We start from the raw sequence: 21,825 nt of genomic DNA, 5'->3' as shown, positions 1-21,825 counted from the left end.
GATGAGTTCCACCACGACCGATTCTTCTTCATCCGTTGATGTTGTCCTGATTGGTGGAGGCGTGATGAGCGCCACCCTCGGGGTTTTCCTCCGCCAGTTACAGCCGGACTGGCGTATCAGCATTTTCGAGCGTCTGGACAACGTGGCGGAAGAAAGCTCGGATGCGTGGAATAATGCGGGCACTGGCCATTCCGCGCTGTGTGAACTGAATTACACGCCCCAGAAAGCCGATGGTAGCGTGGATATCAGCAAAGCCGTGGCTGTGAATGAGGCCTTCCAGATCTCACGCCAGTTCTGGTCTCATCTGGTTGAAAACAAGATTATTGCCTCACCGCGTGATTTTATTACGCCTGTCCCGCATATGAGTTTTGTGTGGGGGGAGGCCAATGTTGCCTTCCTGCGTAAGCGCCATGAGGCGTTGAGTGCACACCCGCTTTTCGCCGGGATGGAGTATTCCGAAGACCCTGCGCAGCTGGCGCAATGGATGCCGCTGGTCATGCAAGCCCGGCCGCCGGGGCAGCTTTTGGCTGTTACACGGAGCCTGAATGGGACAGACGTTAATTTTGGTGCGCTGACGCGCCTGCTGTTCAGCTATCTGACGGAGTCTGGCGGATGTTCCCTGCACACCAAGCATGATGTGTTGAACATCAAGCGCGGTCCGGATGGCCGGTGGCAGATTCTGGTGCAGGATCTGCGCCAGAACACGCAGCGCACGGTTAATGCCCGCTTTGTCTTTATTGGTGCTGGTGGTGGGGCGCTGTCTCTGCTCCAGAAAACCGGTATTCCGGAATCAAAAGGTGTGGGCGGCTTTCCAGTCAGCGGCCAGTTCTTGCGCTGTACCAATCCGGAAATTGTGGCGCAGCATCGCGCAAAAGTTTACGGCAAGGCTTCTGTGGGCGCGCCGCCCATGTCCGTGCCGCATCTGGATACCCGGATGATTGACGGCAAGCCAGCCTTACTGTTCGGGCCGTATGCGGGCTTCTCAACCCGTTTCCTTAAATTTGGCTCCCTTATGGATCTGCCTCGTTCCATCCGGCTGAATAACATCAAGGCGATGCTTGCCGTTGCGAAAGATAACTGGCCGCTGACCAAGTATCTGATCCAGCAGGTCATGCAGTCCAATAGTGAGCGGATGAACGCGTTGCGCGACTTTGTGCCGACCGCCCGCTCCAAGGACTGGGAACTGGTTGTCGCCGGGCAGCGCGTGCAGATTATCAAGGAAGATGCTGCAAAGGGCGGTGTGCTGCAATTTGGGACAGAAGTAATTTCCAGCAAGGATGGCTCTATCGCCGCACTGCTGGGGGCTTCTCCGGGGGCATCGACTGCCGCACCCATCATGCTGACGGTGCTGAAAAAATGCTTTGCCGAGAAACTGCCGGAATGGGACGCGAAGCTAAAAGCCATGATCCCGTCTTATGGCCAGACGCTGGCTAACAATCCGGAATTGTGTGCTGAACTGCGGGATAAAACCACAAAAACCCTGCAACTGGGAGACGTCTGACGCCAGACGCCTTCGGGCCTTGCCCGCCATCTAGCCAGATGGACGGGCAGGGCCGGTGCGGCTGAAACTTTATGTGCTGGGAGCGGGTGTGGTGGTCAGTCGGAAATCGACATATCCGCCCGGTGCCACCAGCAGGATTCAGGGGCGCGTCCGGAGGGAATCATGTCCGCCGGGTCACCGCTGAATGTCACTGTGTTGGTCGGTGTTTCCTGTAGAGAGACTTCTGTGCAGCGCAGCATATCCCCATCCGCTTTTAGAAACGCGCTGAGCTTTGCCATCATCAGGCAGACCATCAGTTCGGTCGTCGGGTCACCGGGGGTGATGACAATACGCTGGGCGCGGGCGGGTTCATTCGCCTGAAACCATGCCAGCAGAGGGTCGTCTTCCGCCAGTTGCAGGGCGTGGTCCAGCTTTTCATCCACAAAGCGGTGCCATGTGCTTTTTGCCCGCTGGAAAGAGACGGGCATATTGCCCTTGCCATCCAGCCGCGCTGCGTGAGTGGGGCTGAGGCGTACGGTCACAAACTCATTATGCCCATGGGGCAGGGCGCAGGCTTCGCTCGCTCCGTGAATCAGGCGGTGGCCCATGGAAAAGCGACGGGTAAAAACCAGATCAGGCACGGGCTTTCTCCGCCACATACTCTTCCCACCCAGCGCGGCGCAGGGCGCAGGCCGGGCACTCCCCACAGCCATGACCCCACGGGTGCATGGTCCCGCGGTCTCCCAGATAACAGGTGTGACTTTCCTGATTGATGAGCGAGACCAGAGCGGGGCCGCCGAGTTCTTCAGCCAGCTTCCATGTTTCGGCTTTATCAATCCACATCAGCGGCGTGTGCAGGACATAGCGCGAGTCCATGCCGAGATTAAGGGCGACCTGCACGGCTTTGATGGTGTCATCCCGGCAGTCGGGATAGCCCGAATAATCCGTCTCACAAACGCCGGTGACGATATGGCGGATACCCCGCCGGGCGGCGAGGGCTGCGGCAAATGTCAGGAAAATAATGTTGCGGCCCGGCACAAACGTGTTGGGTAGGCCGTCTTTTTCCATGGTGATTTCGGCGTTGCGGGTCAGAGCCGTTTCAGAAATATCGCCCAGCGCGCCAAGGGCGAGAGTGTGGTCCATGCCTAGCCGCTCTTTCCAGAGCGGATTTTGTTTACGCAAGCCCTCGCGCAGTGTTTCCCGGCAGTCCAGTTCCACAGCGTGGCGTTGCCCGTAGTCAAAGCCCAGTGTTTCCACACGCCCAAAGCGGGCCAATGCCCACGCCAGACAGGTGGCGGAATCCTGACCTCCAGAGAAGAGGACCAGAGCGGCTTCATCAAGGGCGCGTAGAGGCTTGGACATAGCTTAAGGGATACCGGTCAGCTTGTGGGTCTGTAAAGAAAGGCCCCATTTGGGGTGGGTGAGGCAGTACCGTATGGCGGCCTGTGTATTCTCATGCTGGTTCGGGCCATCCATGGGTTGCAGCCAGAAATGCTTGAAATTGAGCTGCTCCAGCGTAGCCGGGTCTAGCCCCGGTTGCGGATAAACCAGTTTGAGTTCCATGCCGCTGGTCTGTTCAAGTGGCGCGCCCGCTTTGGGGCTGATGCAGAGCCAGTCGACCCCATCCGGCGCGGGCAGGGTGCCATTGCTTTCCACCGCGATGGTAAAGTTGCGGGCATGCATGGCCTCAATCAGCGGGGCGTCCAACTGGAGCAGAGGCTCGCCGCCGGTAAAGACGACCAGACCCGGCACCGTCATGGCCTTGCCGGTTTCCGGCCAGAAGCGGGCGATGGTGTCAGCCAGCTTTTCAGCCGTTTCAAACTTCCCACCGCCTTCTCCGTCCGTGCCGATAAAATCGGTATCACAGAACTGGCAGATGGCCTCGGCCCGGTCAGCTTCCCGACCAGACCATAGGTTGCACCCTGCAAAACGACAGAAGACGGCTGGCCGCCCAGCCTGTCCACCCTCACCCTGTAGGGTGAGAAACATTTCCTTGACCATATACGACATGCGATAGCACCTGACGCAGATCAGGAGCGGAATGCAAGAAACATTTTAGACGGAAATGCCGGTTGTATGCATACCCAGCTTGTCGAGCAGCTTGCGGTCACGCGAAGCCTGTGGGTTTGGCGTGGTCAGCAGGCGTTCGCCATAGAAAATGGAATTGGCACCCGCGAGAAAACACAAAACCTGTGTTTCATCACTCATATCCTCACGGCCTGCGGCCAGACGCACGCGGCTTTTGGGCATGGTGATGCGGGCAGCGGCAATCATGCGAACAAAATCCAGCGGATCCACTTCTTCAGACTCGCCTAATGGGGTGCCCTTTACGCGAACCAGCAGGTTGATCGGCACGCTTTCCGGGTGTGTTGGCAGGGTGGCGAGGGCGGCAATCAGCCCGGCGCGATCTGTTTCATTTTCCCCCATGCCGACAATACCGCCGCAGCAGACATTGATGCCCGCATCCCGCACATTGGACAGCGTATCCAGCCGGTCCTGATAGGTGCGGGTGGTGATGATGTCACCGTAATATTCCGGCGAGGTATCCAGATTATGGTTGTAATAGTCCAGCCCGGCGTCACGCAGTTTGCCAGCTTGTCCGGCATCGAGCATGCCCAGCGTCACGCAGGTTTCTAAGCCCAGCCCCTTTACGCCCTCAATCATGGCGCAGACGGTTTCCAGATCATGGTCCTTGGGGGAACGCCATGCGGCCCCCATGCAGAAGCGGCTCGCGCCAGCGTCTTTCGCCTTGCGGGCTTCCGTCAGCACGGCGTCCACAGCCATCAGCCGCTCGGCCTTGACACTTTTTTCGTGCAGGGCGCTTTGCGGGCAATAGGCGCAGTCTTCCGGGCAGCCGCCGGTCTTGATGGAAAGCAGGGTGGAAATCTGCATATCCGTCGGGTCAAATTGCGCCCGGTGCGTGGCCTGCGCACGGAACATCAGTTCTGGAAACGGAAGGTCCAGCAGAGCCTGAATTTCCGGCACCGTCCAGTCATGACGGATTTCCGGCAGGGAGACTGAGGAAGAACGCGTTACAGGAGAAGAACCGTCAGGCATGCGCAAAGAACCAGATTTTATGTGGAAAGTGGACTGAACATATCCGCTTTGCATCAGCAAGGCCAGCCTTGCGAAAAAGGAGGGCTGGCCCGACCTCGTCGTCTAGCCCGGACCAAGCAGGAGTCCTTTTGCGGCTATAGGGCAGCGTGCAGGGTTTTAATGTCACTCGCCAGCGTATCGACCTGTGCCAGATCCGCATCCCACGCGAACATGAAGCGCGCCCCACCGCCGATAAATGTGTAGAAGCGCCAGCCTTTTTCGCGCAGGCCATCCAGCAGAGCTGGAGGGGCTTTCAGGAAAACGGCGTTGGCTTCCACAGGAAACATCAATTCCAGCCCTTCAAGAGCCGTAATCTGTTGCGCCAGATGCGCTGCGGCGGCATTGGCCGCTTGTCCGTTCCGTAGCCATGCACCGCTTTCCAGCACACCAATCCAAGGGGCCGCCAGAAACCGCATTTTAGAGGCTAGTTGTCCGGCCTGCTTGCAGCGGTAGTCGAAGCCTTCCGCCAGAGTGCGGTCAAAAAACAGGATGGCTTCCCCCACCGCCATGCCGTTTTTGGTGCCCCCAAAACACAGCACATCTACGCCGGATTTCCATGTCATGTCAGCAGGGGAGCAGCCAAGCGCGGCGCAGGCATTGGCGAAGCGCGCGCCGTCCATGTGTAAATGGAGGCCAAGCTCTCGGCAGACAGCAGAAATGGCCTGAATTTCCGCCAGTGTATAAATCTGCCCCGTTTCCGTGGGCTGGGTGATGGTCACGGCGCGCGGCTTGGGGAAGTGAATATCAGTGCGGCCGGTGGCCAGTGCGCGAATGGCATCCGGCGTCAACTTGCCGCCTTGTGTCGGGACAGTTAGCAGTTTGGAACCGTTAGAGAAAAATTCCGGTGCGCCGCATTCATCTGTTTCCACATGCGCCTGCGCAGAGCAGATCACACTATTGTAGGACTGGCAGAGCGAGGCGAGGGCAAGCGCATTGGCGGCTGTGCCGTTGAAGGCGAAAAAGACATCGCAGTCTTTTTCAAACAGCGTCCGGAAAGTATCAGCCGCGCGGGTTGTCCAGATATCTTCGCCGTAAGCGGGCACGTAGCCCTGATTGGCTTCCTGCATGGCGGCAAGGGCCTCAGGGCAGATTCCGGCATAGTTATCGCTGGCAAACTGTTGGGTGATCTGTGTCATGTTTGATCTCTTCAAAACGGTGCGAGACCAAAAGACAAAGCGACGACGCGCGTGGCATGGGTCCGTATATTGCCGGTCTTCTGGCCACATCCCTTCACACTGTCAGACAGGGAAGGCACCACCTTGCACGGAGGCAGGTTGGTGTCAGGCGTCGGCCTGACTCTTGATGCTTCTAAATCTTCTCATAAATAATCGACATGAAAACACAACAGTTTATTGGCGAGGTCTCTGGGAGAGAGCCTTGCGCACAGGGCTCCCTCCCGAAAAACCGGCTTATTTTGTAGTGTAACCGCCATTGACCAGAATGGTCTGGCCCGTCATCCACCAGCCTTCCGAGACGAGGAAGCGGACAAACGGCGCAATATCCTCAATATCCGTCAGGCCAGTCTTGCTGAAGGCGGACAGGGCGGCCGCGGATTTATGATAGGCCACGGCATCGGGCGCTTCCTGACCATAGAAAAACGGCGTGTCCATTGGTCCCGGGCCGATAGCGTTGACGGAAATACCGCGCGCGCCAAATTCCTTGGATGCTGCGCGCGTGAAATGTTCAACCGGGGCTTTGGCGCCCGCGTAGGTTGAGTAAAACGGCGTGTAAGCACCCAGCAGAGAGGTGACGAGCGTTACAATTTTGCCGTTGTCATTCAGGTGCAGCCCGGCTTCCTTGATGAAGAAATAGGCGGCCTTGGAGTTGATGGCGAACATCTCATCAAACTCAGCTTCAGATGTTTCCGCAATCGGCTTTTTCAGCACTTTACCAACGGTGTTGATGGCAATATCCGGCTTGCCAAGAGCGGCAATGGTATCTGCAAACAGTTTGCTATTGGCGGCAGCAGTTGTCAGGTCTGCCTGTAGGGCAATGGCCTGCACACCGGCGGCTTTCAGGTCTGCCAGAGTTTTCTCGGCGTCCGCACGGCTGGCGTCACTATTATAGTGAATGGCAATGGCCTTCACGCCATGTGCGGCTAAGTCACGCGCAATCAGTCCGCCAAGGTTTTTGGCGCCGCCCGTAATCAGGGCTGTTTTTCCTTTGAGAGTATGGTCTGCCATATCCGGTTGTCCTTTCCATGAAAGACACCGCAGGGTGCGGACTTTCATAGGGCAGACAGTATCATCTCAATTTTCTCAATAAATAAGTATTTTCAGATAACACTTGTCGTGTAATACGAACAATAGGGCATGTTCTCTGAGGGGGCTTTGGACCGGATAGATCTTTTCCGCATTTTTCTGCGTGTTGTTGAAACCGGCAGTTTTTCGCGGGCGGCAGACACGTTGAATATGCCGCGCTCCTCTGTTTCCACGGCCATTCAGGCGCTGGAAAGCCGAGTAGGGGCGCGCCTGCTCTCCCGGACCACCCGTATTGTCTCAACCACAGCGGATGGACGGGCTTTTTACGATGTCTGCCTGCGGCTGGTGGCGGACGTAGAAGAAGCCGAAAGCCTGTTCAGGCGGGACAAAGCCGCTCCACGAGGCATTTTGCGTGTAGATATGCCGGGGCGCATCGGGCGGCTGATTGTCGCGCCAGCCCTGCCAGAATTCCTGCACCGTTACCCGGAAATTGATATTGAACTGGGCGTGACGGACAGGCCGGTAAATCTGGCGGAAGACGGTATTGATTGCGTGCTGCGCATCGGCCCGTTGCAGGATTCCGGCCTGATTGGCCGCAAGGTTGGGGAATTGGCGTTAATCAATGTCGCTAGTCCTGCCTATGTGGCCCATTACGGCCTGCCAAGCACGCCTGCGGACCTACCGAACCATCTGGCTGTTCGCTACGCCTCCGCGTTTACAGGCCGAATGGAAGACTGGGAGTGGGTGGAAGGCGGGCAGTTGCACACCTGCACGATGGGTGGTCGCGTAACAGTAAATAGTGCTGAAGCCCTTATAGCCTGCTGCCTTGCCGGGCTGGGGCTGATTCAAGTTCCTGCTTATGATGTTCAGCAGCATTTGAAGGCAGGGGAACTGATAGAGGTTCTCCCAAACTGGCGGGCGGAGCCAATGCCCATGACGTTGCTCTACCAGCATCGCCGCTATTTCTCTCACCGTTTGCAGGTTTTTGCGGACTGGCTGTGCGCGCTGCTGGAGCCGTGTCTGCATGACGGCAGATAAGAGAAAAACAGCATAAAACTACCCGAAAAATCTTCCGATACCGGCGTGAAGCGTGACAAATTCGCTTTCATACAGGAGAGTAGCGTCAAATACTTAAAAGGGGATCCGGGATTATGGCCTTTACGTTTTCACGTCTGACACAAGCCGCTTTGGCCGTCTGCGCCCTTGGTATGCTGGCCGGGTGTGAGCATTCCTCGCAGGATCAGAGCCGCAACAGTGTCCGGCCGCTGCGCATTCCCAATCCGGCAGCGCTCTACTGCGTCAAAAAAGGCGGCACGCTGAGCATGCAGCAGGATGCCGCTAAAGGGCAGGTGGGCTATTGCCACTTGCCTGATGGCACTGTGATGGATGAATGGGCACTGTTCCGCCGGGATAATCCGAGCCCGACAAAATAAATACTCTTCAGGACCGTTGGTAGGGCTCTGATGGGGTCGCAGTGAGATGCGAGCCTCTGTGGCTAACGGTCTATGCGTAACGGCAGTGTAGACGCACCGGAAACTGCATGCGGGTGTGGTTTCTGGTGCGGAGTCATACGCGGCCTGATTATGGGCATGTCGAGGGGATTGGATAACGTAGTACCTCTCACATGCATCATCCTCGCAGATATAAATCGCATAAGATATATTATGCCAACCAAACATATCTACGGGGCTGTGTTCGGTGATGGGCCACGCTTGGCGTCATCGTCTCGACCAAGTGGACCATGCATGCAGAAGCGTTTGCGCCTGCTACGGGTTCCAGCGCTTAGCAAGGCTTCCATTGGCCGTTGAGTGTTCCAGAATGGTTTTTTCTCAATGACGTCACGCCAGATATGCGGGGAAAAGCTCTCAGATGCCCGTAGAACGCACTGAAGCATTTTTTGTGATGCTTAGTCTCGCAAACACTGGCTGACGCTCTGTGCCTCTCTACAGCATTTTCTCTGCTCTCGCCGTTTTTTCCTCTTTTTTGCGGCTTGTCACGCCGAAAATCTCTGCCTTTTGCATGGAGAGAGGGGGAAGCCGGAGCGTCGCTTTGCCGTGCTCATTTGTGCGTCAGTTAAAAATATCACACAAGATCGTGAAATGTTCCATATAAAACACCAAAAAACTCGTGTAGAATTCTCTTGATTGCGCAAAAATTTTCGTGCAATAGTTGGCTTAACAGCATATAACGAACATATTGGTGAAATTCTCAATGTCAGCCGTCCCGTCTGTTCTGACAGCCTTGCGTTCACAGTCTCAGGACCCTGTCAGGCTTCTCAGCGCAGCATCAGCCCAGCTTGGAAAGAAGATGGCTGTTCTGTCGTCTTTTGGGGCGGAATCCGCTCTTTTGCTGGCGATTGTGGCTGAAGCTGACCCAGAGATACCGGTTCTTTTCCTGCAAACTGGCAAACATTTCCCGCAGACTCTGGCCTATCGGGCGGAACTGGCGCGCTTTTTGGGGCTGAAAGCTGTCATTGATATTCATCCAGCGGCGCTAGAGGTGCAGGAGCGCGACCCTACGGGTGAACTCTGGGCGTTTGACCCGGATGCCTGCTGCCGTTTGCGTAAGGTCGAGCCACTGGCCCTTGCGACCTTGCCGTATGAGGCTCTTGTGACCGGACGTAAGCGTTCCCAAGCCTCCACGCGCGCGGCGTTGCCTGTGGTGGAAGAAATGCCGGACGGGCAGATCCGCCTCAACCCTCTGGCACTCTGGACCGCCGAGGACATCGCGCAAGAAATGGCGCGTCGCGGCTTGCCTGCTCACCCGCTGGTCGCGGAGGGGTACCTCTCTATCGGGTGTGCCCCCTGCACGCGCCCTGCTGGCCAATCTGCTGACCCACGTTCTGGGCGATGGGCGGGGTTGGCCAAGACAGAGTGCGGCATTCACACGGCTTCCTGACAGATCAGGACTTCTTAATTCTTTTTCTCAGAACAGGTTTGAGCAGACACATGGACCATCTTGATCAGCTTGAAGCACAGAGTGTCTTTATCCTCCGGGAAGCCTATCGCAAGCTTAAGCCCCTCGCCATGCTGTGGTCTCTGGGTAAAGATTCCAACGTCATGGTCTGGCTGGCCAAAAAGGCTTTTCTGGGCCGTGTTCCCTTCCCTGTCATGCATGTCGATACCGGCAAGAAATTCCCGGAAATGTACGCATTTCGGGATGAATATTCCAAAAAGTGGGAACTGGACCTGCTGCTGGGCACCTGTCCGCCGGTTGAGGAAATGGACCCGTCCCTACCGCCTGCCGCCCGCTCAGCCGCCCGCAAGACGGCCGGTCTGGCAGCGATGATTGAGACGCATAAACTACAGGGCGTGATTGCGGGCATCCGGCGTGATGAACAGGGTACCCGTGCGAAGGAGCGCGTCTTCAGCCCACGTGGGGCCAGCCATAAATGGGACATCCGCAACCAGCCACCAGAATTCTGGGATCAGTATGCCACCCCGCATGAAGAGGGCATGCATATCCGCGTGCATCCGCTGCTGTCTTGGCGGGAGATTGATATCTGGCGCTACATTGAGCGCGAGGGCATTCCACTCGTGGACCTGTATTTTGCAAAAAACGGCAAGCGTTACCGCTCTCTTGGGGATCAGGACATTACCAGCCCGGTAGAGAGCAACGCCAGCACACTGGCCGAAGTGATTGCCGAACTGGAAACCACCCGAACGTCAGAACGCTCCGGCCGGGCCATGGATCATGAATCCGAAGATGCCTTCGAGCGGCTGCGCGTCGCCGGCTATCTCTGAGCCTTAGCGGACAGGAACAGACACATGACAGCCTCCCTCCCCTCGTCCCTGACTTCTTTTGTGCATCAGGAACCTGCGACGCCGATTGTTATTGTCGGCCATGTTGACCACGGCAAATCGACCCTGATCGGCCGCCTGCTGCATGACACGGATAATCTGCCTGATGGCAAGGTTGCCCAGATCATTGCCTCCTCCAAAAAGCGTGGACTGAAGACGGAGTGGAGCTTTCTGCTCGACTCACTCCAGATTGAGCGGGATCAGGGTGTAACGGTTGATTCCACACGTATCCCCTTCCTGCTGGATAAGCGGGAATTTGTGATTGTGGATGCCCCCGGCCACCGACAGTTTTTGCGGAACATGATTACAGGGGCCGCCGATGCGGAAGCCGCCGTGCTGGTGGTGGATGCCGCGGAAGGTGCGCGGGAACAGACCCGCCGGCACGCCATGCTCCTGCATCTGATCGGGATCCGGCATGTCATTGTTCTACTGAACAAGGTTGATCTGCTGGCGTTTGATCAGGCGAAGATTGAGGCGGCTGAAAAGTCTGTCGCCGAACTTCTGAAAAAGCTTGATCTGGAGGTCGCTCTTTCCATTCCCGCCTCCGCGCGGGATGGCGATAATATTGCCAGCCGGTCTGATCAGATGCCTTGGTATAAAGGCCCGACCCTGACGGAAGCACTGGCGCAGGTCCCCTTGCCTGCCTCCCGCGCTGATCTGCCGTTACGTCTGCCCGTGCAGGATGTTTATCGCTTTGAGGATAAACGCTACGTGGCAGGCCGCATTGAGCGTGGCCGCCTGCGTGTTGGTGATACGGTGATTATCGGCACACAGAAGACTCCTGCGAAAATCGCCTCGATTGCAAGCTGGCATACGGCTCCGCAGGTGTCCGCCGCTGCTGGGCAGTCTGTTGCGGTCACGCTGGAGCCGGATGTGATCCCAGACCGTGGCGACCTTCTGCACAAGCAGGACACGCCGCCGGTTGCTGCGTCCCGTATTCGCACCCGTCTGTTCTGGTTGCGTCAGGAGCCATTGCGTGTGGGGGAAAGTTTCCATCTGCGTCTGGCAACAGCGGAACATGCCGTCACCGTGGCTGCAATCAACTCCGTGGTTAATCTGGATGACCTGACGGAATATGCGGGTGAAGAAGTTCCGGCGGAAGGCTTTGCGGAAATCACGCTTGCCGCTGCGGAAACGATCCTGTTTGACGCCTTTGCACCCGGCACGGCAGACGGGCGCGGCGTGCTGGTGGACCGGCAACAGCGGATTGTTGGCGGAGCTCCTCTCCTTGGCCCCGCCGCCATTGCCGAGGGTGATAAGCTCATTCACCCGACTGGCAGCACTGTAACAGAGCAGGACCGCGCACGGGCCAGAGGGCATCGGGGTGGTGTGTTCTGGCTGACGGGTCTTTCCGGCTCGGGCAAAAGCACACTGGCCCGGACCACGGAAACAGCCCTCTTTGCCGAGGGTGTGGATGTGACCGTTCTGGACGGTGACACGCTGCGTGCTGGCCTGTGCAAGGACCTTGGCTTCTCTGAGGCGGATCGGACTGAAAATGTCCGGCGCGCGGCGGAAGTTGCCCGTATTCTGCGGGATGCTGGGCAGGTTGTGCTGGTGGCGCTGATTTCCCCCCTCCAGTCTGATCGCGCTCTGGCGCGCCAGATTCTGGGGGAAGAATTTGCGGAAGTCTTTGTGGATGCGGACCTTGCAACCTGCGAGCAACGAGACCCCAAAGGGCTCTATGCAGCCGCACGCTCTGGTAAAATCAGCGCATTTACGGGCATTGATAGCCCGTATGAAGCACCTGTGCGCCCTGCCCTGCACCTGAAAACCAGCGCAGGAAGTGTTGAGTCCGAAACAAAAACACTTGCATCCTTCATCAAAGAAACCGTCAAATTATCTGGCGCGCTAAAAGCCCGTTCTTAAGGCGGGCACTACGCGCGGGGGCGGAACAGTGTGCTGCCGTAGGCAGCCGGTGTTCTGGCCCATGACGTTTCGCGTTGTGCGTGCGCAGGGTGGCAGGAGACAAGTAAGCATGAAGTCCGGTCAGGTTTCGCCTCCAGCATGAAGCAGGCGGTTTTATCCTTTTTACGAGGTGGTGGCTCAGCCCTGCCCGGCTATCGGCTGGCCCTTGCGGCAACACTTGTCTGGACTGGGTTTTTCATCCTCCTGCCTCTCAGCGCGCTGATCATCCGGCCATGGCAGGATGGCGTGGGGGCAATGGTGGCGGCGCTGCATGATGCGCGTATGTTTGCGGCCCTCTGGACCAGCTTTTCCTGTGCCTTTCTAGCGGCTTTGCTGAATATTCCTCTGGGGCTTCTGCTGGCATGGACACTGGTGCGGGGAGATTTGCCGGGTCGCCGCGTGGCGGATGCGGTGATTGATCTGCCTCTGGCGCTGCCGACAGCCGTTTCTGGTATCACACTGGCCACGTTATATGGCCCGCAAGGGTGGCTAGGCGCGCCGCTTGCAAAGCTAGGTCTGGTGCTGGCTTACAGTCGCACGGGTATTGTGCTGGCTTTGATGTTTGTCGGGCTGCCGTTTGTGGTGCGCACCGTTGAGCCTGTGCTGAAAAACCTGCCGCGCGATATGGAGGAAGCCGCTGTTCTACTAGGTGCAAGACCGTGGCAGGTGGTCACGCGCGTGATTATTGCCCCTTTGTTGCCCGCTCTGCTCACCGGGTTTGGATTGGCGCTGGCGCGGGGCGTTGGGGAATATGGCTCTGTTATTTTTATTGCGGGTAACCAGCCGTTTAAGAGTGAAATTGCGCCTTTGCTGATTGTCGTGCGGCTTCAGGAGTTTGACTATGCGGGGGCCACGGCGATTGCGTTGATTCTGTTGCTCATGTCCCTTCTCGCGCTGGTTCTGGTCAGTCTGGTGCGCTGGCGGCTGTCTGTGTGGGGAGAACAGGCATGAGTCGGTATGCCCTCTGGGCTGTGACATGGGCGCTGATTGTACTCGTACTGCTTATGTCACCTGCCGTGGTTGTGGCCGAGGCGTTAAAAACCGGATTACAGCCTGCTCTGGCATCCTTGTCTGACCCTGATGCACAGGCGGCGATTTGGCTGACGCTTGAAGTCACGGCTGTCTCCGTGCTGGTCAATACGCTTTTTGGTATTCTGGCCGCATGGGTGTTGACAAAATATCGCTTCCCCGGTCGGTCTGCCCTGCTGGTTCTGGTTGAACTGCCGCTGAGTATTTCTCCGGTCGTTTCTGGCCTTGTCTGGCTTTTGCTGTTTGGGGCGCAGGGCTGGTGGGGGTCGGTGCTGGAGCAGGCTGGCATCCACATTGCGTTTGCGGTTCCGGGCATCATGCTGGCCACCATTTTTGTCACCCTGCCCTACGTTGTGCGCACCCTTGTCCCATTGATGGAGCAGCAGGGGCGCGATGCGGAAGAGGCCGCCATGCTGGCAGGTGCGGGTTTTTGGAATATTCTGTGGCGTGTCACCCTCCCCGGAGCGCGGGTTGCCTTGTTTTCCGGCATCCTGCTCACCACGGCGCGGGCCATGGGGGAGTTTGGCGCGGTTTCCGTTGTCTCCGGCCATATTCCCGGCATGACAGAGACCATGCCGCTCCATATTGAAAGTCTTTATAATGGATACCAGACGGTTGCGGCCTTCAGTATGGCAGCACTCTTGGCGGGTATGGCGATGATGGCTGTTCTGCTGCGCTCCGTGCCGGAGCGGCTGGCGCGGCGGAAGGAGGCGCAGGCATGAGTGTGCGGGTTGAGCATCTGGTGCGCAATGCGCCGGGGAGTGCGCGGCGTCTGCTGAATGATGTCTCTCTGGACGTGCCGCGTGGGGCCTTTGTGGCGCTGGTCGGCCCCTCTGGCGCGGGCAAGACCACGCTGCTTCGGGCCATTGCTGGTCTGGATAATTTTGAACAGGGCGCTTTGCTGCTAGACGGCCAGCCTATGGGCTCCATGCGAGACCGTGCGCGCAAGATTGGCTTTGTTTTTCAGAATTACGCGCTGTTCCCGCACATGACAGTGGCGAAAAACATTGCCTTCGGGCTGGATGTCCTGCCCCGTTCTGAGCGTCCGTCCCGCTCCGCCATTGCGGCACGGGTGCAGGAGTTGCTGGAGTTGATGCAGCTTCCAGATGCGGGCGCATCTTACCCGGCGCGGCTTTCCGGTGGGCAGCGGCAGCGCGTAGCACTTGCGCGGGCGCTCGCCACGGGCCCCGGACTTTTGCTGCTGGATGAGCCTTTTGGGGCTCTCGATCCCATTGTTAGACGGTCCATCCGCTCATGGCTGAAAGATTTGCACGAACGGCTGGGGCTGACGACCATTCTGGTGACGCACGATCAGGATGAAGCTGTTGAAATAGCAGACCGCATTGTGGTGATGCAGGAAGGGCAGATTGTGCAGGATGCACCACCGGAAGACCTGAACCGAAATCCGCAGACCCCGTTTGTGATGGAGTTTCTGGGAGAATCCTCCTCCTTTAGCGGCACTGTGCGGGATGGCCTGATGGTGCCGGATGAAGCCGGTATTCTGCCTTTTTCTGTGCCGGATACGGTGCCGCCCGGCCCTATTACTGCCATGGCGCGGCCTTATGAGATTCAGGTGTACACAGGTGCGGATCTACTGGCGGCGCAGGCCACAGTCTCTCTTGTGGCGGAAGGTGTGCGGAACGGATATCGGCATTACCGGGCGCAACTGCTGGAGCGTTCCATACCCTTCTGTGTGCCGGATTATACGGAAGGACGCGTGAAATATCAGGATTCTGTGATGCTGAATATCAGCCGCGCCAGATTGTTCCGAGATGGCGTACTGTGCGTTTAAGCGGCATCGGCACGGCGGGATTTCTATATCGTCACGGAATATCGTAATTAATTTTTATATCACGCAAAATAATTCGTGGTATATTGAGACTGAGACGTTGTTGGTGTAATTTTTCACTTCAGACTTCATGCTGGAAAGGACCATGCTGTGGACCGGAGAAATAATCGTCGGGATGCAGAGGGCATAAGTGTTGTCACCGCCAACCGGCTTTTGGATGGTCGCATTGTCTGGCTGGGTGCTGACGGCCAGTGGAAAACCGTGATTCAGGATGCAGAACCTTACGCCAACAGCGCGATTGAGGATGTTTTGCAACGCTGCAACGCCCGTGCGCAGCAGGAGGCGCTGGTCGGCATTTATGGTGTGCAGGTCACGCGCACGGTGTCCGGGCTACAACCCGTTACCAGCCGTGAGCGTATTCGCGCCGCAGGCCCCAGTGTCCATCCAGATTTTACGCCAGACTGGCCCACGCATCAGCCAGCTCTACACGCCTGAACAGACGACCAGAACTGGGTTTCCTCCATGCCTCACGTGATGACACAACCCGCACTGCCCGTTGGACACTATGCTTATGATTCGGTTGACCGCACCTTTCTCAAACAGCGCGTTGCGCAGTTTAAAGATCAGGTGGAACGGCGTCTCTCTGGCGCATTGACGGAAGAAGAGTTCAAGCCGCTTCGCTTGATGAATGGCCTGTATCTTCAGCTTCATGCCTATATGCTGCGGGTCGCTATTCCTTACGGTGTGCTGGATGCGGCGCAGATGCGTACGCTGGCGCATATCGCCCGGACTTATGACCGGGATTACGGGCATTTCACCACCCGCCAGAATATTCAGTTCAACTGGATCCGGCTGGAAGATACGCCGGAAATCCTGACTGTGCTGGCTGAGGCGGATATGCACGCCATTCAGACAAGCGGGAACTGCATTCGCAATGTTACGGCAGACCAGTTTGCTGGTGCGGCAGCGGATGAGGTGTTGGACCCTCGTGTGTATGCGGAAATTCTGCGGCAGTGGTCTACGCTGCACCCGGAATTCACGTTTCTGCCCCGGAAGTTCAAAATTGCCATTTCCGGCAGCAAGCAGGACCGCGTGGCAGCCCGCTTCCATGATATCGGGCTGATTGCACGGGAGGGTGAAAACGGTCGCCCGGTTTTTGAAGTTTTTGTGGGCGGTGGGCTTGGCCGCACACCCGCTATTGGCACCAGATTGCGGGATGATCTGCCGGAAGAAGACCTGATAGCGTATCTGGAAGCTATCCTGCGTGTTTATAATGCGCACGGACGACGTGATAATATTTACAAGGCCCGGATCAAAATTCTGGTGCAGGCACTAGGTGCGGAAGAATTCTTCAATCAGGTGAACGCGGAATTTTCGGCCATGGATCGGGCACGTTATCGCCTGCCGGAAGCGACCGTGGAGGCCATCCGTGCCCGGTTTGGCACGCCGGATTTTGCGCCTGCGGGGGATGCCGCAGAAAAACTGAACGCTCAGCGCAAGGCCGATCAGGTTTTTGACGCATGGGTTGCAACCAATACCCACGCGCACAAGCAGCCCGGCTATTGCTCGGTTACGGTTTCCTGCAAACCGACGGGCGGTATTCCGGGGGACGTGACCTCAGCGCAGATGGACCTGCTGGCGGACTTGGCGGAACGCTACAGTTTTGGGGAGTTGCGTATTACCCATCTGCAAAATGTCGTGCTGGGCCACGTTCGGCAGGATGCGTTGTATGAAGTATGGCAGGCGCTGGCGCAGAACGGACTTGGCACGGCCAATATCGGCTTTATGACCGATATTATAGCCTGCCCCGGTCTGGATTACTGCGCTCTTGCCAATGCACGCTCCATCCCCATTGCTCAGAAGCTGAGTGCCCGTTTCGGGAGTGCGGACCTCCAGCGGAAGATTGGTCCGCTGCGGCTGAATATTTCCGGCTGCATCAATGCCTGCGGGCACCATCATGCGGGGCATATTGGCATTCTGGGTGTTGATAAACGCGGGGAAGAAGCTTTCCAGATTACATTGGGCGGGTCTTCTGGCGGAGAGGATGCCTCCATCGGGCAAATTCTGGGGTCTGCCATGTCGGAAGATGAAACGGTTGATGCAATCGCCCGGATCATTGATACGTATCTTTCCAGACGAACGGCGGGTGAGCGGTTTATTGAAACGTGCCGCCGTTTAGGCACAGCACCATTCAAGGACGCCGCATATGCCCCTGCTTGAAAACGGCCAGATTATTCAGGACACATGGCAGATTGCTGTTGAGGATACCCCTCTTCCAGCGGGTGATGTTCTGGTGCCGCTGGCACGTCTTTCTGAAGGGCTTGGCCGGAATGAAGAGGCCCGGCTTGGCGTTGTGCTGAACTCTGCTGATGAAATTGAAGCCCTGCGGGAGGCCCTGCCCCGTCTGGACCTTGTGGTGCTGAGTTTTCCGGTGTTTCGGGATGGTCGTCCGTTTACACAGGCACGGGCGTTGCGCGAGCATCTGCACTTCAAGGGTGAAATCCGGGCTGGCGGGCATATCCTGCCGGACCAGTATGAATTTCTGCTGCGGTGTGGTGTCACCACCGTATCTTTGCCTGAGGGAGTAGACCTGTCTGTCTGGCAACATGCCCATGAGGCGTTCACGGTGGCTTATCAGCCCTCCATTCTGAATGAGCAACCGGAGGGATTTGCGTTCCGGAGGCGGCTGGCCTAGCGCAGGGAGGCCGGGACTGTGGCGCGCTTTTCCTTCTCTGCCGGGTCTTTGGCAAGAAAGATTCTCGTCAGTACAATCCGGGGCTATCTGGGCTTTGCTTTGCGCACAACGCGCTGGACGTTACGCATCGACCCTGAGGCCCGGAAGGCGTTGTTTGGTGAGGGTGGTGGCACTATTATTGTTGCTTTCTGGCATGAGTCGCTACCGCTTATCCCCGCTTTATGGTGGTGGTCTGAGGGCCAGAATCCCGCTATGCGCGCCCATGTACTGATCAGCCGGAACCGTGATGGCCGGTTGATTGCGGATATTATCAATCAATGGCGAATATGGTCTATCGCTGGCTCATCCGATACGCGCCGTAAAAACAAGGGCGGTGCTGCCGCGCTGCGTGCCATGCGTGCCATATTGCAGCGACATGGTGGCCTTGTTGCCATTACCCCGGATGGTCCGCAGGGGCCGCGCAGGTGCGCGCAGCCGGGAGCTGTGGCTCTTGCCAGCCATGCCGGAAAGCCGATTATCCCGATTGGTGCAACGTGCCGGGGTATCCGTCTGAAGTCATGGGATAAAATGGTTGTCCCCCTGCCTTTCGGGCGTGGTCATTTTGTGTGTGGGGCGCCGCTTTTTCTGTCTCGAAAGCAAGATGCTCTGGCGGAGCGCAGCGCGGACCAGTTGCTGTCAGAAGCCATTACAAAAGTTATTACGGAAGCAGAGCAATCCGGAATGGATCACGCGGGCTGTCAGGCAGAAAAAATCAGCCTTGGCCCTCTGTCTCTTCAACCCTCGTGGATCTGGGGCTGGGTGGCGACGGTGCTTGCCCCTGCCCTGCCGTTCCTGCTGAGGTGGCGGCAGACGCGCGGGAAGGAACTGCCGGACCGTGTGCGGGAGAAGATGGGCTTTGCATCTCAGGTCCGTCCGGCAGGTCAACTGATCTGGTTTCATGCCGCCAGTGTGGGGGAACTGGTTTCCATCCTGCCGCTGGTGCAACTCTGTCTGGATAAAAGTCCGGCTCTGACGGCGCTGGTGACAACCGGGACCGTCACGGCGGCGCGCCTCCTGTCGCAACGTCTGGCGCACCCCCGGCTTGTGCATCAGTTTGTCCCACTGGACGTACCCCGCTGGGGCCAGCGGTTTCTGACGCACTGGCAACCGCAGGCCGTGGTTTTTACGGAAAGTGAGCTTTGGCCCAACCTGATTGGCCTATGCCACAAGCAGAATATTCCGGTGGCTCTTGTGAATGGCAGGATGTCGGAACGCTCTTTCAAAAACTGGAGCAGGTTTCGCCCCGTAGCGCGGCGAATGCTGGAGCGGTTTGCATGGATTGCAGCGCGGTCTGACAAAGATGCAGAGCATTTCCGCCAGCTTGGAGCGCGATCTCTGATTGAGGCGGGAGACCTTAAAACAGCAGCACCGCCGTTGCCGGTCGATCAGGCGGCGTTACACTCCGTTGAGTGCCAGCTTGCCGGGCGGCCTGTCTTTTTGGCGGCCTCCACGCATGATGGTGAGGAAGAGGCGCTCCGTCCGGTTGTCCAGACCTTACAGGCACGCTTTCCATCCCTTTTGACGCTTATTGTGCCCCGCCACCCGGAACGCGGAGCGGCCGTAAGCGCCCTGTTTGGCGGTGCATCACGCAGGGCGTTGGGGCAGGTTCCTGCGCAGACTGACCCGGTATGGGTCTGTGATACGCTGGGTGAACTGGGATTATTCTACCGGCTGGCAGGGAGTGTTTTCTTAGGTAACAGCTTGCCGGAGGTGCGTACGGGTGGTGGTGGGCATAATCCGTTTGAGCCGGCCCGTTTGGACTGTGCGCTGGCTACTGGCCCCCGTGTTCAGAATTTTCAGGAGGCTTTTACTGTTCTGGGTGAGAGCGTTACGACGGTGTCCATACCAGCGGACCTTGCGGACTGGGTGCGGCTGATGTTGGATAATCCTGCCCGTCAGCAGACTTACGCGGCGCAGGTAAAGGCCGTTGCTACCGCCAATATGGATCTGCCACAGATGCTCGCAGATAAAGTTCTGGCTCTTCTCTCCTCATGATCCGCCCTCCCCGCTTCTGGTCGGACCCTGCGGCTAGAGTGTTCCCGCTGCTGCTCTCTCCGGTCGCCACATTAGTCGGAGCCTATGCGGCGAATAGGCAGAAAAGAATGGGCTGGAAAGCCCCTGTTCCGGTTTTATGCTGCGGTAATCTGACAACGGGTGGTACCGGCAAAACGACTGTCGTGCTTGACCTCGTAGCACGCTTGAAAGCCCGGAATATTGCCGTTCATGCCCTCACGCGCGGGTATGGCGGGCGGATTAAAACGGCCACACAGGTGGACCTTGCCTGCCATTCTGCTCGTGATGTGGGGGATGAAGCCCTGCTCCTCGCCCAGCAATGCCCGACATGGGTGGGAGGAGACCGCGCCGCCTCAGCGCGTGCCGCCGTTGCCGCAGGGGCAATGTGCCTCATCATGGATGATGGCTTTCAGAATCCCGGTCTTTACAAAGATGTCTCTCTTCTGGTGGTGGATGGTGTAGTAGGGCTCGGCAACGGCCATGTTCTGCCTGCTGGCCCCCTGCGTGAGCGCCCGGCGAATGCCTTGGCGCGGGCTTCGGCGGTGCTGTTGATCGGTGCGGATCAAACAAATTTCCTGACACATTATGGCGCGAACATGCCTGCTGTTCTGCGGGCTGATCTGCGCACAGGCGATGATGTACAGGCTTTGCGAGGGCAGCGCTGTCTTGCGTTTGCCGGGCTTGGCCGACCTTCCAAATTTTTTGAGGGCTTGCGTCAGGCGGGCGTGAAGCCGGTGCAGTGTCTCGCTTTTCCCGATCATTATTTTTATAAAGACCGGGATATGACCCATCTTGCCACACTGGCCCAGCGGGCCGACGCGCAGCTTGTGACAACCCCCAAAGACACGGTGCGCTTCCCATCCTCATTCAGAAAACAACTTAAGACCGTAGGGGTCGGGCTTGTCTGGCAGGATGCCTCAGCCCCCGAGGCATTACTGGATGAGCTTTTAAGCCAGAGGCCCGCATGAGCGAGATACGCATAACCCGCCTGATGCGTGTGGAAGCGTATGCCGCGCAGGCTTTTCTCAAGCTGTTTTTATGGATGGGCCCTGCGCGGGCCTCCAGCTTTGCTGGGGGGCTCTGTCGGGTCATCGGGCCTTTACTGCGACCATCCAGAATAGCGGATAAAAATTTGCAGATGGCCATGCCGGAGCTGGACGCCGCGCAGCGGGCTGACATTGTAAAAGGCGTTTGGGAAAATCTCGGCCGCACGGTGGGGGAACTGCCGCACCTGTCCTGCTTGCGGGAAAATACCCCCAGCGGGCCGGGTTTTGAGGTTCAGGGCGCGGAATATCTGGAAGAGCAGGCCCGTCATGGCGGTGCGGTGCTGTTTGTATCTGGCCATATTGGCAACTGGGAAATGCTACCTCCCGGCGTGGCGCGGCATGGAACACCTTTTGCATCTTTCTATCGGGCCGCTGGTAATCCCCTGATTGACGGTATGATCCGCGCTCTGCGGGATAAAGCTATGGCGCCTACTCCCATGCCGCTTTTTGCAAAAGGCGCGCGCGGGGCGCGGGAAGCGCTTGCCTACGTCTCCAAAGGGGGGCGACTGGGGATGCTGGTGGACCAGAAAATGAATGACGGTGTTGAAGCCACATTTTTTGGTCAGCCTGCCATGACGGCACCAGCGTTGGCGGCCATGGCGTTGCGTTATCGGTGCGCGGTTATTCCGGGCTATGTCGAGCGGCTTGGTCCGGCGCGTTTACGGATTGTGGTTGAACCCCCAATGGTGCTGCCTGATACAGGCGATAAGCAGCAGGATTTGCGGCTGCTGG

21 protein-coding genes and 1 riboswitch are annotated in these 21,825 nt (G+C 57.8%); of the genes, 15 read left to right on the top strand and 6 right to left on the bottom strand.

The genetic code is table 11. From position 1 onward, the window contains the following. Nucleotide 1 precedes the first annotated feature (1 nt). Nucleotides 2–1,501 (top strand): malate:quinone oxidoreductase, encoded by a 1,500-nt coding sequence (locus AD949_RS11980; protein ID WP_048836176.1) that lies wholly within the window; start codon nt 2–4, stop codon nt 1,499–1,501. A gap of 95 nt (nt 1,502–1,596) precedes the next feature. On the opposite strand, the gene AD949_RS11975 is transcribed toward AD949_RS11980, so the two are convergent. The 6 genes from AD949_RS11975 to AD949_RS11950 all read right to left on the bottom strand — a co-directional run bounded on the left by AD949_RS11975 (nt 1,597) and on the right by AD949_RS11950 (nt 6,759). After that, complete coding sequence (locus tag AD949_RS11975; RefSeq protein WP_048836055.1) at nt 1,597–2,121, bottom strand: 6-pyruvoyl trahydropterin synthase family protein; 525 nt, start codon at nt 2,119–2,121, stop codon at nt 1,597–1,599. Then, nucleotides 2,114–2,842 carry a 7-cyano-7-deazaguanine synthase QueC gene (queC, locus tag AD949_RS11970; protein ID WP_048836056.1) on the bottom strand — a complete coding sequence of 243 codons (729 nt, stop codon included), beginning with the start codon at nt 2,840–2,842 and terminating at the stop codon, nt 2,114–2,116. Before queC ends, AD949_RS11975 begins: the two co-directional genes overlap by 8 nt. Before the next feature lie 3 nt (nt 2,843–2,845). Continuing rightward, nucleotides 2,846–3,490, bottom strand: coding sequence for a 7-carboxy-7-deazaguanine synthase (queE, locus tag AD949_RS11965; RefSeq protein ID WP_048836057.1), 645 nt, complete (start codon nt 3,488–3,490; stop codon nt 2,846–2,848). 45 nt (nt 3,491–3,535) lie between these two features. Then, nucleotides 3,536–4,537, bottom strand: coding sequence for a biotin synthase BioB (gene bioB, locus AD949_RS11960; RefSeq protein WP_048836177.1), 1,002 nt, complete (start codon nt 4,535–4,537; stop codon nt 3,536–3,538). Nucleotides 4,538–4,671: 134 nt separating this feature from the next. After that, nucleotides 4,672–5,712 (bottom strand): threonine aldolase family protein, encoded by a 1,041-nt coding sequence (locus tag AD949_RS11955; RefSeq protein ID WP_048836058.1) that lies wholly within the window; start codon nt 5,710–5,712, stop codon nt 4,672–4,674. Nucleotides 5,713–5,767: 55 nt separating this feature from the next. Continuing rightward, nucleotides 5,768–5,887, bottom strand: a riboswitch (SAM-I-IV-variant riboswitch). A 98-nt stretch (nt 5,888–5,985) separates the two neighbouring features. Further along, on the bottom strand, nt 5,986–6,759 hold the full coding sequence (locus AD949_RS11950) for an SDR family oxidoreductase (protein WP_048836059.1): 774 nt from the start codon (nt 6,757–6,759) through the stop codon (nt 5,986–5,988). A gap of 147 nt (nt 6,760–6,906) precedes the next feature. Here AD949_RS11950 and AD949_RS11945 point away from each other — a divergent pair, with 147 nt between their 5' ends. The 14 genes from AD949_RS11945 to AD949_RS11880 form a co-directional block, all read left to right on the top strand. Further along, nucleotides 6,907–7,815 (top strand): LysR family transcriptional regulator, encoded by a 909-nt coding sequence (locus AD949_RS11945; protein WP_048836178.1) that lies wholly within the window; start codon nt 6,907–6,909, stop codon nt 7,813–7,815. Nucleotides 7,816–7,928: 113 nt separating this feature from the next. Beyond that, on the top strand, nt 7,929–8,210 hold the full coding sequence (locus tag AD949_RS11940; RefSeq protein WP_052944566.1) for a putative hemolysin: 282 nt from the start codon (nt 7,929–7,931) through the stop codon (nt 8,208–8,210). 778 nt (nt 8,211–8,988) lie between these two features. Continuing rightward, nucleotides 8,989–9,675, top strand: coding sequence for a phosphoadenylyl-sulfate reductase (locus AD949_RS11935; RefSeq protein WP_048836061.1), 687 nt, complete (start codon nt 8,989–8,991; stop codon nt 9,673–9,675). A gap of 50 nt (nt 9,676–9,725) precedes the next feature. Further along, nucleotides 9,726–10,520, top strand: a complete 795-nt coding sequence (gene cysD / locus AD949_RS11930) for a sulfate adenylyltransferase subunit CysD (RefSeq protein WP_048836062.1) — start codon at nt 9,726–9,728, stop codon at nt 10,518–10,520. A 24-nt stretch (nt 10,521–10,544) separates the two neighbouring features. Next, the gene (gene cysC / locus AD949_RS11925) at nt 10,545–12,443 is read left to right on the top strand and encodes an adenylyl-sulfate kinase (protein ID WP_048836063.1); all 1,899 of its coding nucleotides are present in this window, start codon (nt 10,545–10,547) and stop codon (nt 12,441–12,443) included. Between the two features lie 138 nt (nt 12,444–12,581). Then, nucleotides 12,582–13,433, top strand: coding sequence for a sulfate ABC transporter permease subunit CysT (gene cysT, locus AD949_RS11920; RefSeq protein WP_048836064.1), 852 nt, complete (start codon nt 12,582–12,584; stop codon nt 13,431–13,433). Further along, a complete protein-coding gene (locus AD949_RS11915; protein ID WP_048836065.1) occupies nt 13,430–14,233 on the top strand; it encodes a sulfate ABC transporter permease in 804 nt (267 codons plus the stop codon). The genes cysT and AD949_RS11915 overlap by 4 nt, the downstream gene beginning before the upstream one ends. Next, nucleotides 14,230–15,303, top strand: a complete 1,074-nt coding sequence (locus tag AD949_RS11910; RefSeq protein ID WP_048836066.1) for a sulfate/molybdate ABC transporter ATP-binding protein — start codon at nt 14,230–14,232, stop codon at nt 15,301–15,303. Before AD949_RS11915 ends, AD949_RS11910 begins: the two co-directional genes overlap by 4 nt. 147 nt (nt 15,304–15,450) lie before the next feature. Continuing rightward, complete coding sequence (locus tag AD949_RS11905) at nt 15,451–15,795, top strand: DUF2849 domain-containing protein (protein WP_048836067.1); 345 nt, start codon at nt 15,451–15,453, stop codon at nt 15,793–15,795. 27 nt (nt 15,796–15,822) lie between these two features. After that, nucleotides 15,823–17,520, top strand: a complete 1,698-nt coding sequence (locus AD949_RS11900; protein ID WP_048836068.1) for a nitrite/sulfite reductase — start codon at nt 15,823–15,825, stop codon at nt 17,518–17,520. After that, nucleotides 17,507–17,995, top strand: a complete 489-nt coding sequence (locus AD949_RS11895; protein WP_048836069.1) for a DUF934 domain-containing protein — start codon at nt 17,507–17,509, stop codon at nt 17,993–17,995. Before AD949_RS11900 ends, AD949_RS11895 begins: the two co-directional genes overlap by 14 nt. A gap of 18 nt (nt 17,996–18,013) precedes the next feature. Beyond that, nucleotides 18,014–20,029: a glycosyltransferase N-terminal domain-containing protein gene (locus tag AD949_RS11890; RefSeq protein WP_048836070.1), complete on the top strand. Its 2,016-nt coding sequence runs from the start codon at nt 18,014–18,016 to the stop codon at nt 20,027–20,029. After that, nucleotides 20,029–21,015 (top strand): tetraacyldisaccharide 4'-kinase, encoded by a 987-nt coding sequence (gene lpxK / locus AD949_RS11885; RefSeq protein WP_371277354.1) that lies wholly within the window; start codon nt 20,029–20,031, stop codon nt 21,013–21,015. Before AD949_RS11890 ends, lpxK begins: the two co-directional genes overlap by 1 nt. After that, nucleotides 21,012–21,825 (top strand): lysophospholipid acyltransferase family protein (locus tag AD949_RS11880; protein ID WP_061504662.1); only part of this gene is annotated, 814 nt, incomplete at its 3' end. The genes lpxK and AD949_RS11880, both read left to right, overlap by 4 nt.

The organism is Acetobacter orleanensis (assembly GCF_001581005.1).
Taxonomy (GTDB): Bacteria; Pseudomonadota; Alphaproteobacteria; order Acetobacterales; family Acetobacteraceae; genus Acetobacter; species Acetobacter orleanensis.
Note: the sequence above shows the minus strand (reverse complement) of the source record. Positions and strands in the feature narration are given on the sequence as shown.

Bases quoted from the DNA above. Each gene is read 5' to 3' on its own strand.
- AD949_RS11980 (WP_048836176.1), top strand. From the start codon at position 2: ATGAGTTCCACCACGACCGATTCTTCTTCATCCGTTGATGTTGTCCTG.
- queC (WP_048836056.1), bottom strand. From the start codon at position 2,842: ATGTCCAAGCCTCTACGCGCCCTTGATGAAGCCGCTCTGGTCCTCTTC.
- queE (WP_048836057.1), bottom strand. From the start codon at position 3,490: ATGTCGTATATGGTCAAGGAAATGTTTCTCACCCTACAGGGTGAGGGT.
- bioB (WP_048836177.1), bottom strand. From the start codon at position 4,537: ATGCCTGACGGTTCTTCTCCTGTAACGCGTTCTTCCTCAGTCTCCCTG.
- AD949_RS11955 (WP_048836058.1), bottom strand. From the start codon at position 5,712: ATGACACAGATCACCCAACAGTTTGCCAGCGATAACTATGCCGGAATC.
- AD949_RS11950 (WP_048836059.1), bottom strand. From the start codon at position 6,759: ATGGCAGACCATACTCTCAAAGGAAAAACAGCCCTGATTACGGGCGGC.
- AD949_RS11940 (WP_052944566.1), top strand. From the start codon at position 7,929: ATGGCCTTTACGTTTTCACGTCTGACACAAGCCGCTTTGGCCGTCTGC.
- AD949_RS11935 (WP_048836061.1), top strand. From the start codon at position 8,989: ATGTCAGCCGTCCCGTCTGTTCTGACAGCCTTGCGTTCACAGTCTCAG.
- cysD (WP_048836062.1), top strand. From the start codon at position 9,726: ATGGACCATCTTGATCAGCTTGAAGCACAGAGTGTCTTTATCCTCCGG.
- cysC (WP_048836063.1), top strand. From the start codon at position 10,545: ATGACAGCCTCCCTCCCCTCGTCCCTGACTTCTTTTGTGCATCAGGAA.
- cysT (WP_048836064.1), top strand. From the start codon at position 12,582: ATGAAGCAGGCGGTTTTATCCTTTTTACGAGGTGGTGGCTCAGCCCTG.
- AD949_RS11915 (WP_048836065.1), top strand. From the start codon at position 13,430: ATGAGTCGGTATGCCCTCTGGGCTGTGACATGGGCGCTGATTGTACTC.
- AD949_RS11910 (WP_048836066.1), top strand. From the start codon at position 14,230: ATGAGTGTGCGGGTTGAGCATCTGGTGCGCAATGCGCCGGGGAGTGCG.
- AD949_RS11900 (WP_048836068.1), top strand. From the start codon at position 15,823: ATGCCTCACGTGATGACACAACCCGCACTGCCCGTTGGACACTATGCT.
- AD949_RS11895 (WP_048836069.1), top strand. From the start codon at position 17,507: ATGCCCCTGCTTGAAAACGGCCAGATTATTCAGGACACATGGCAGATT.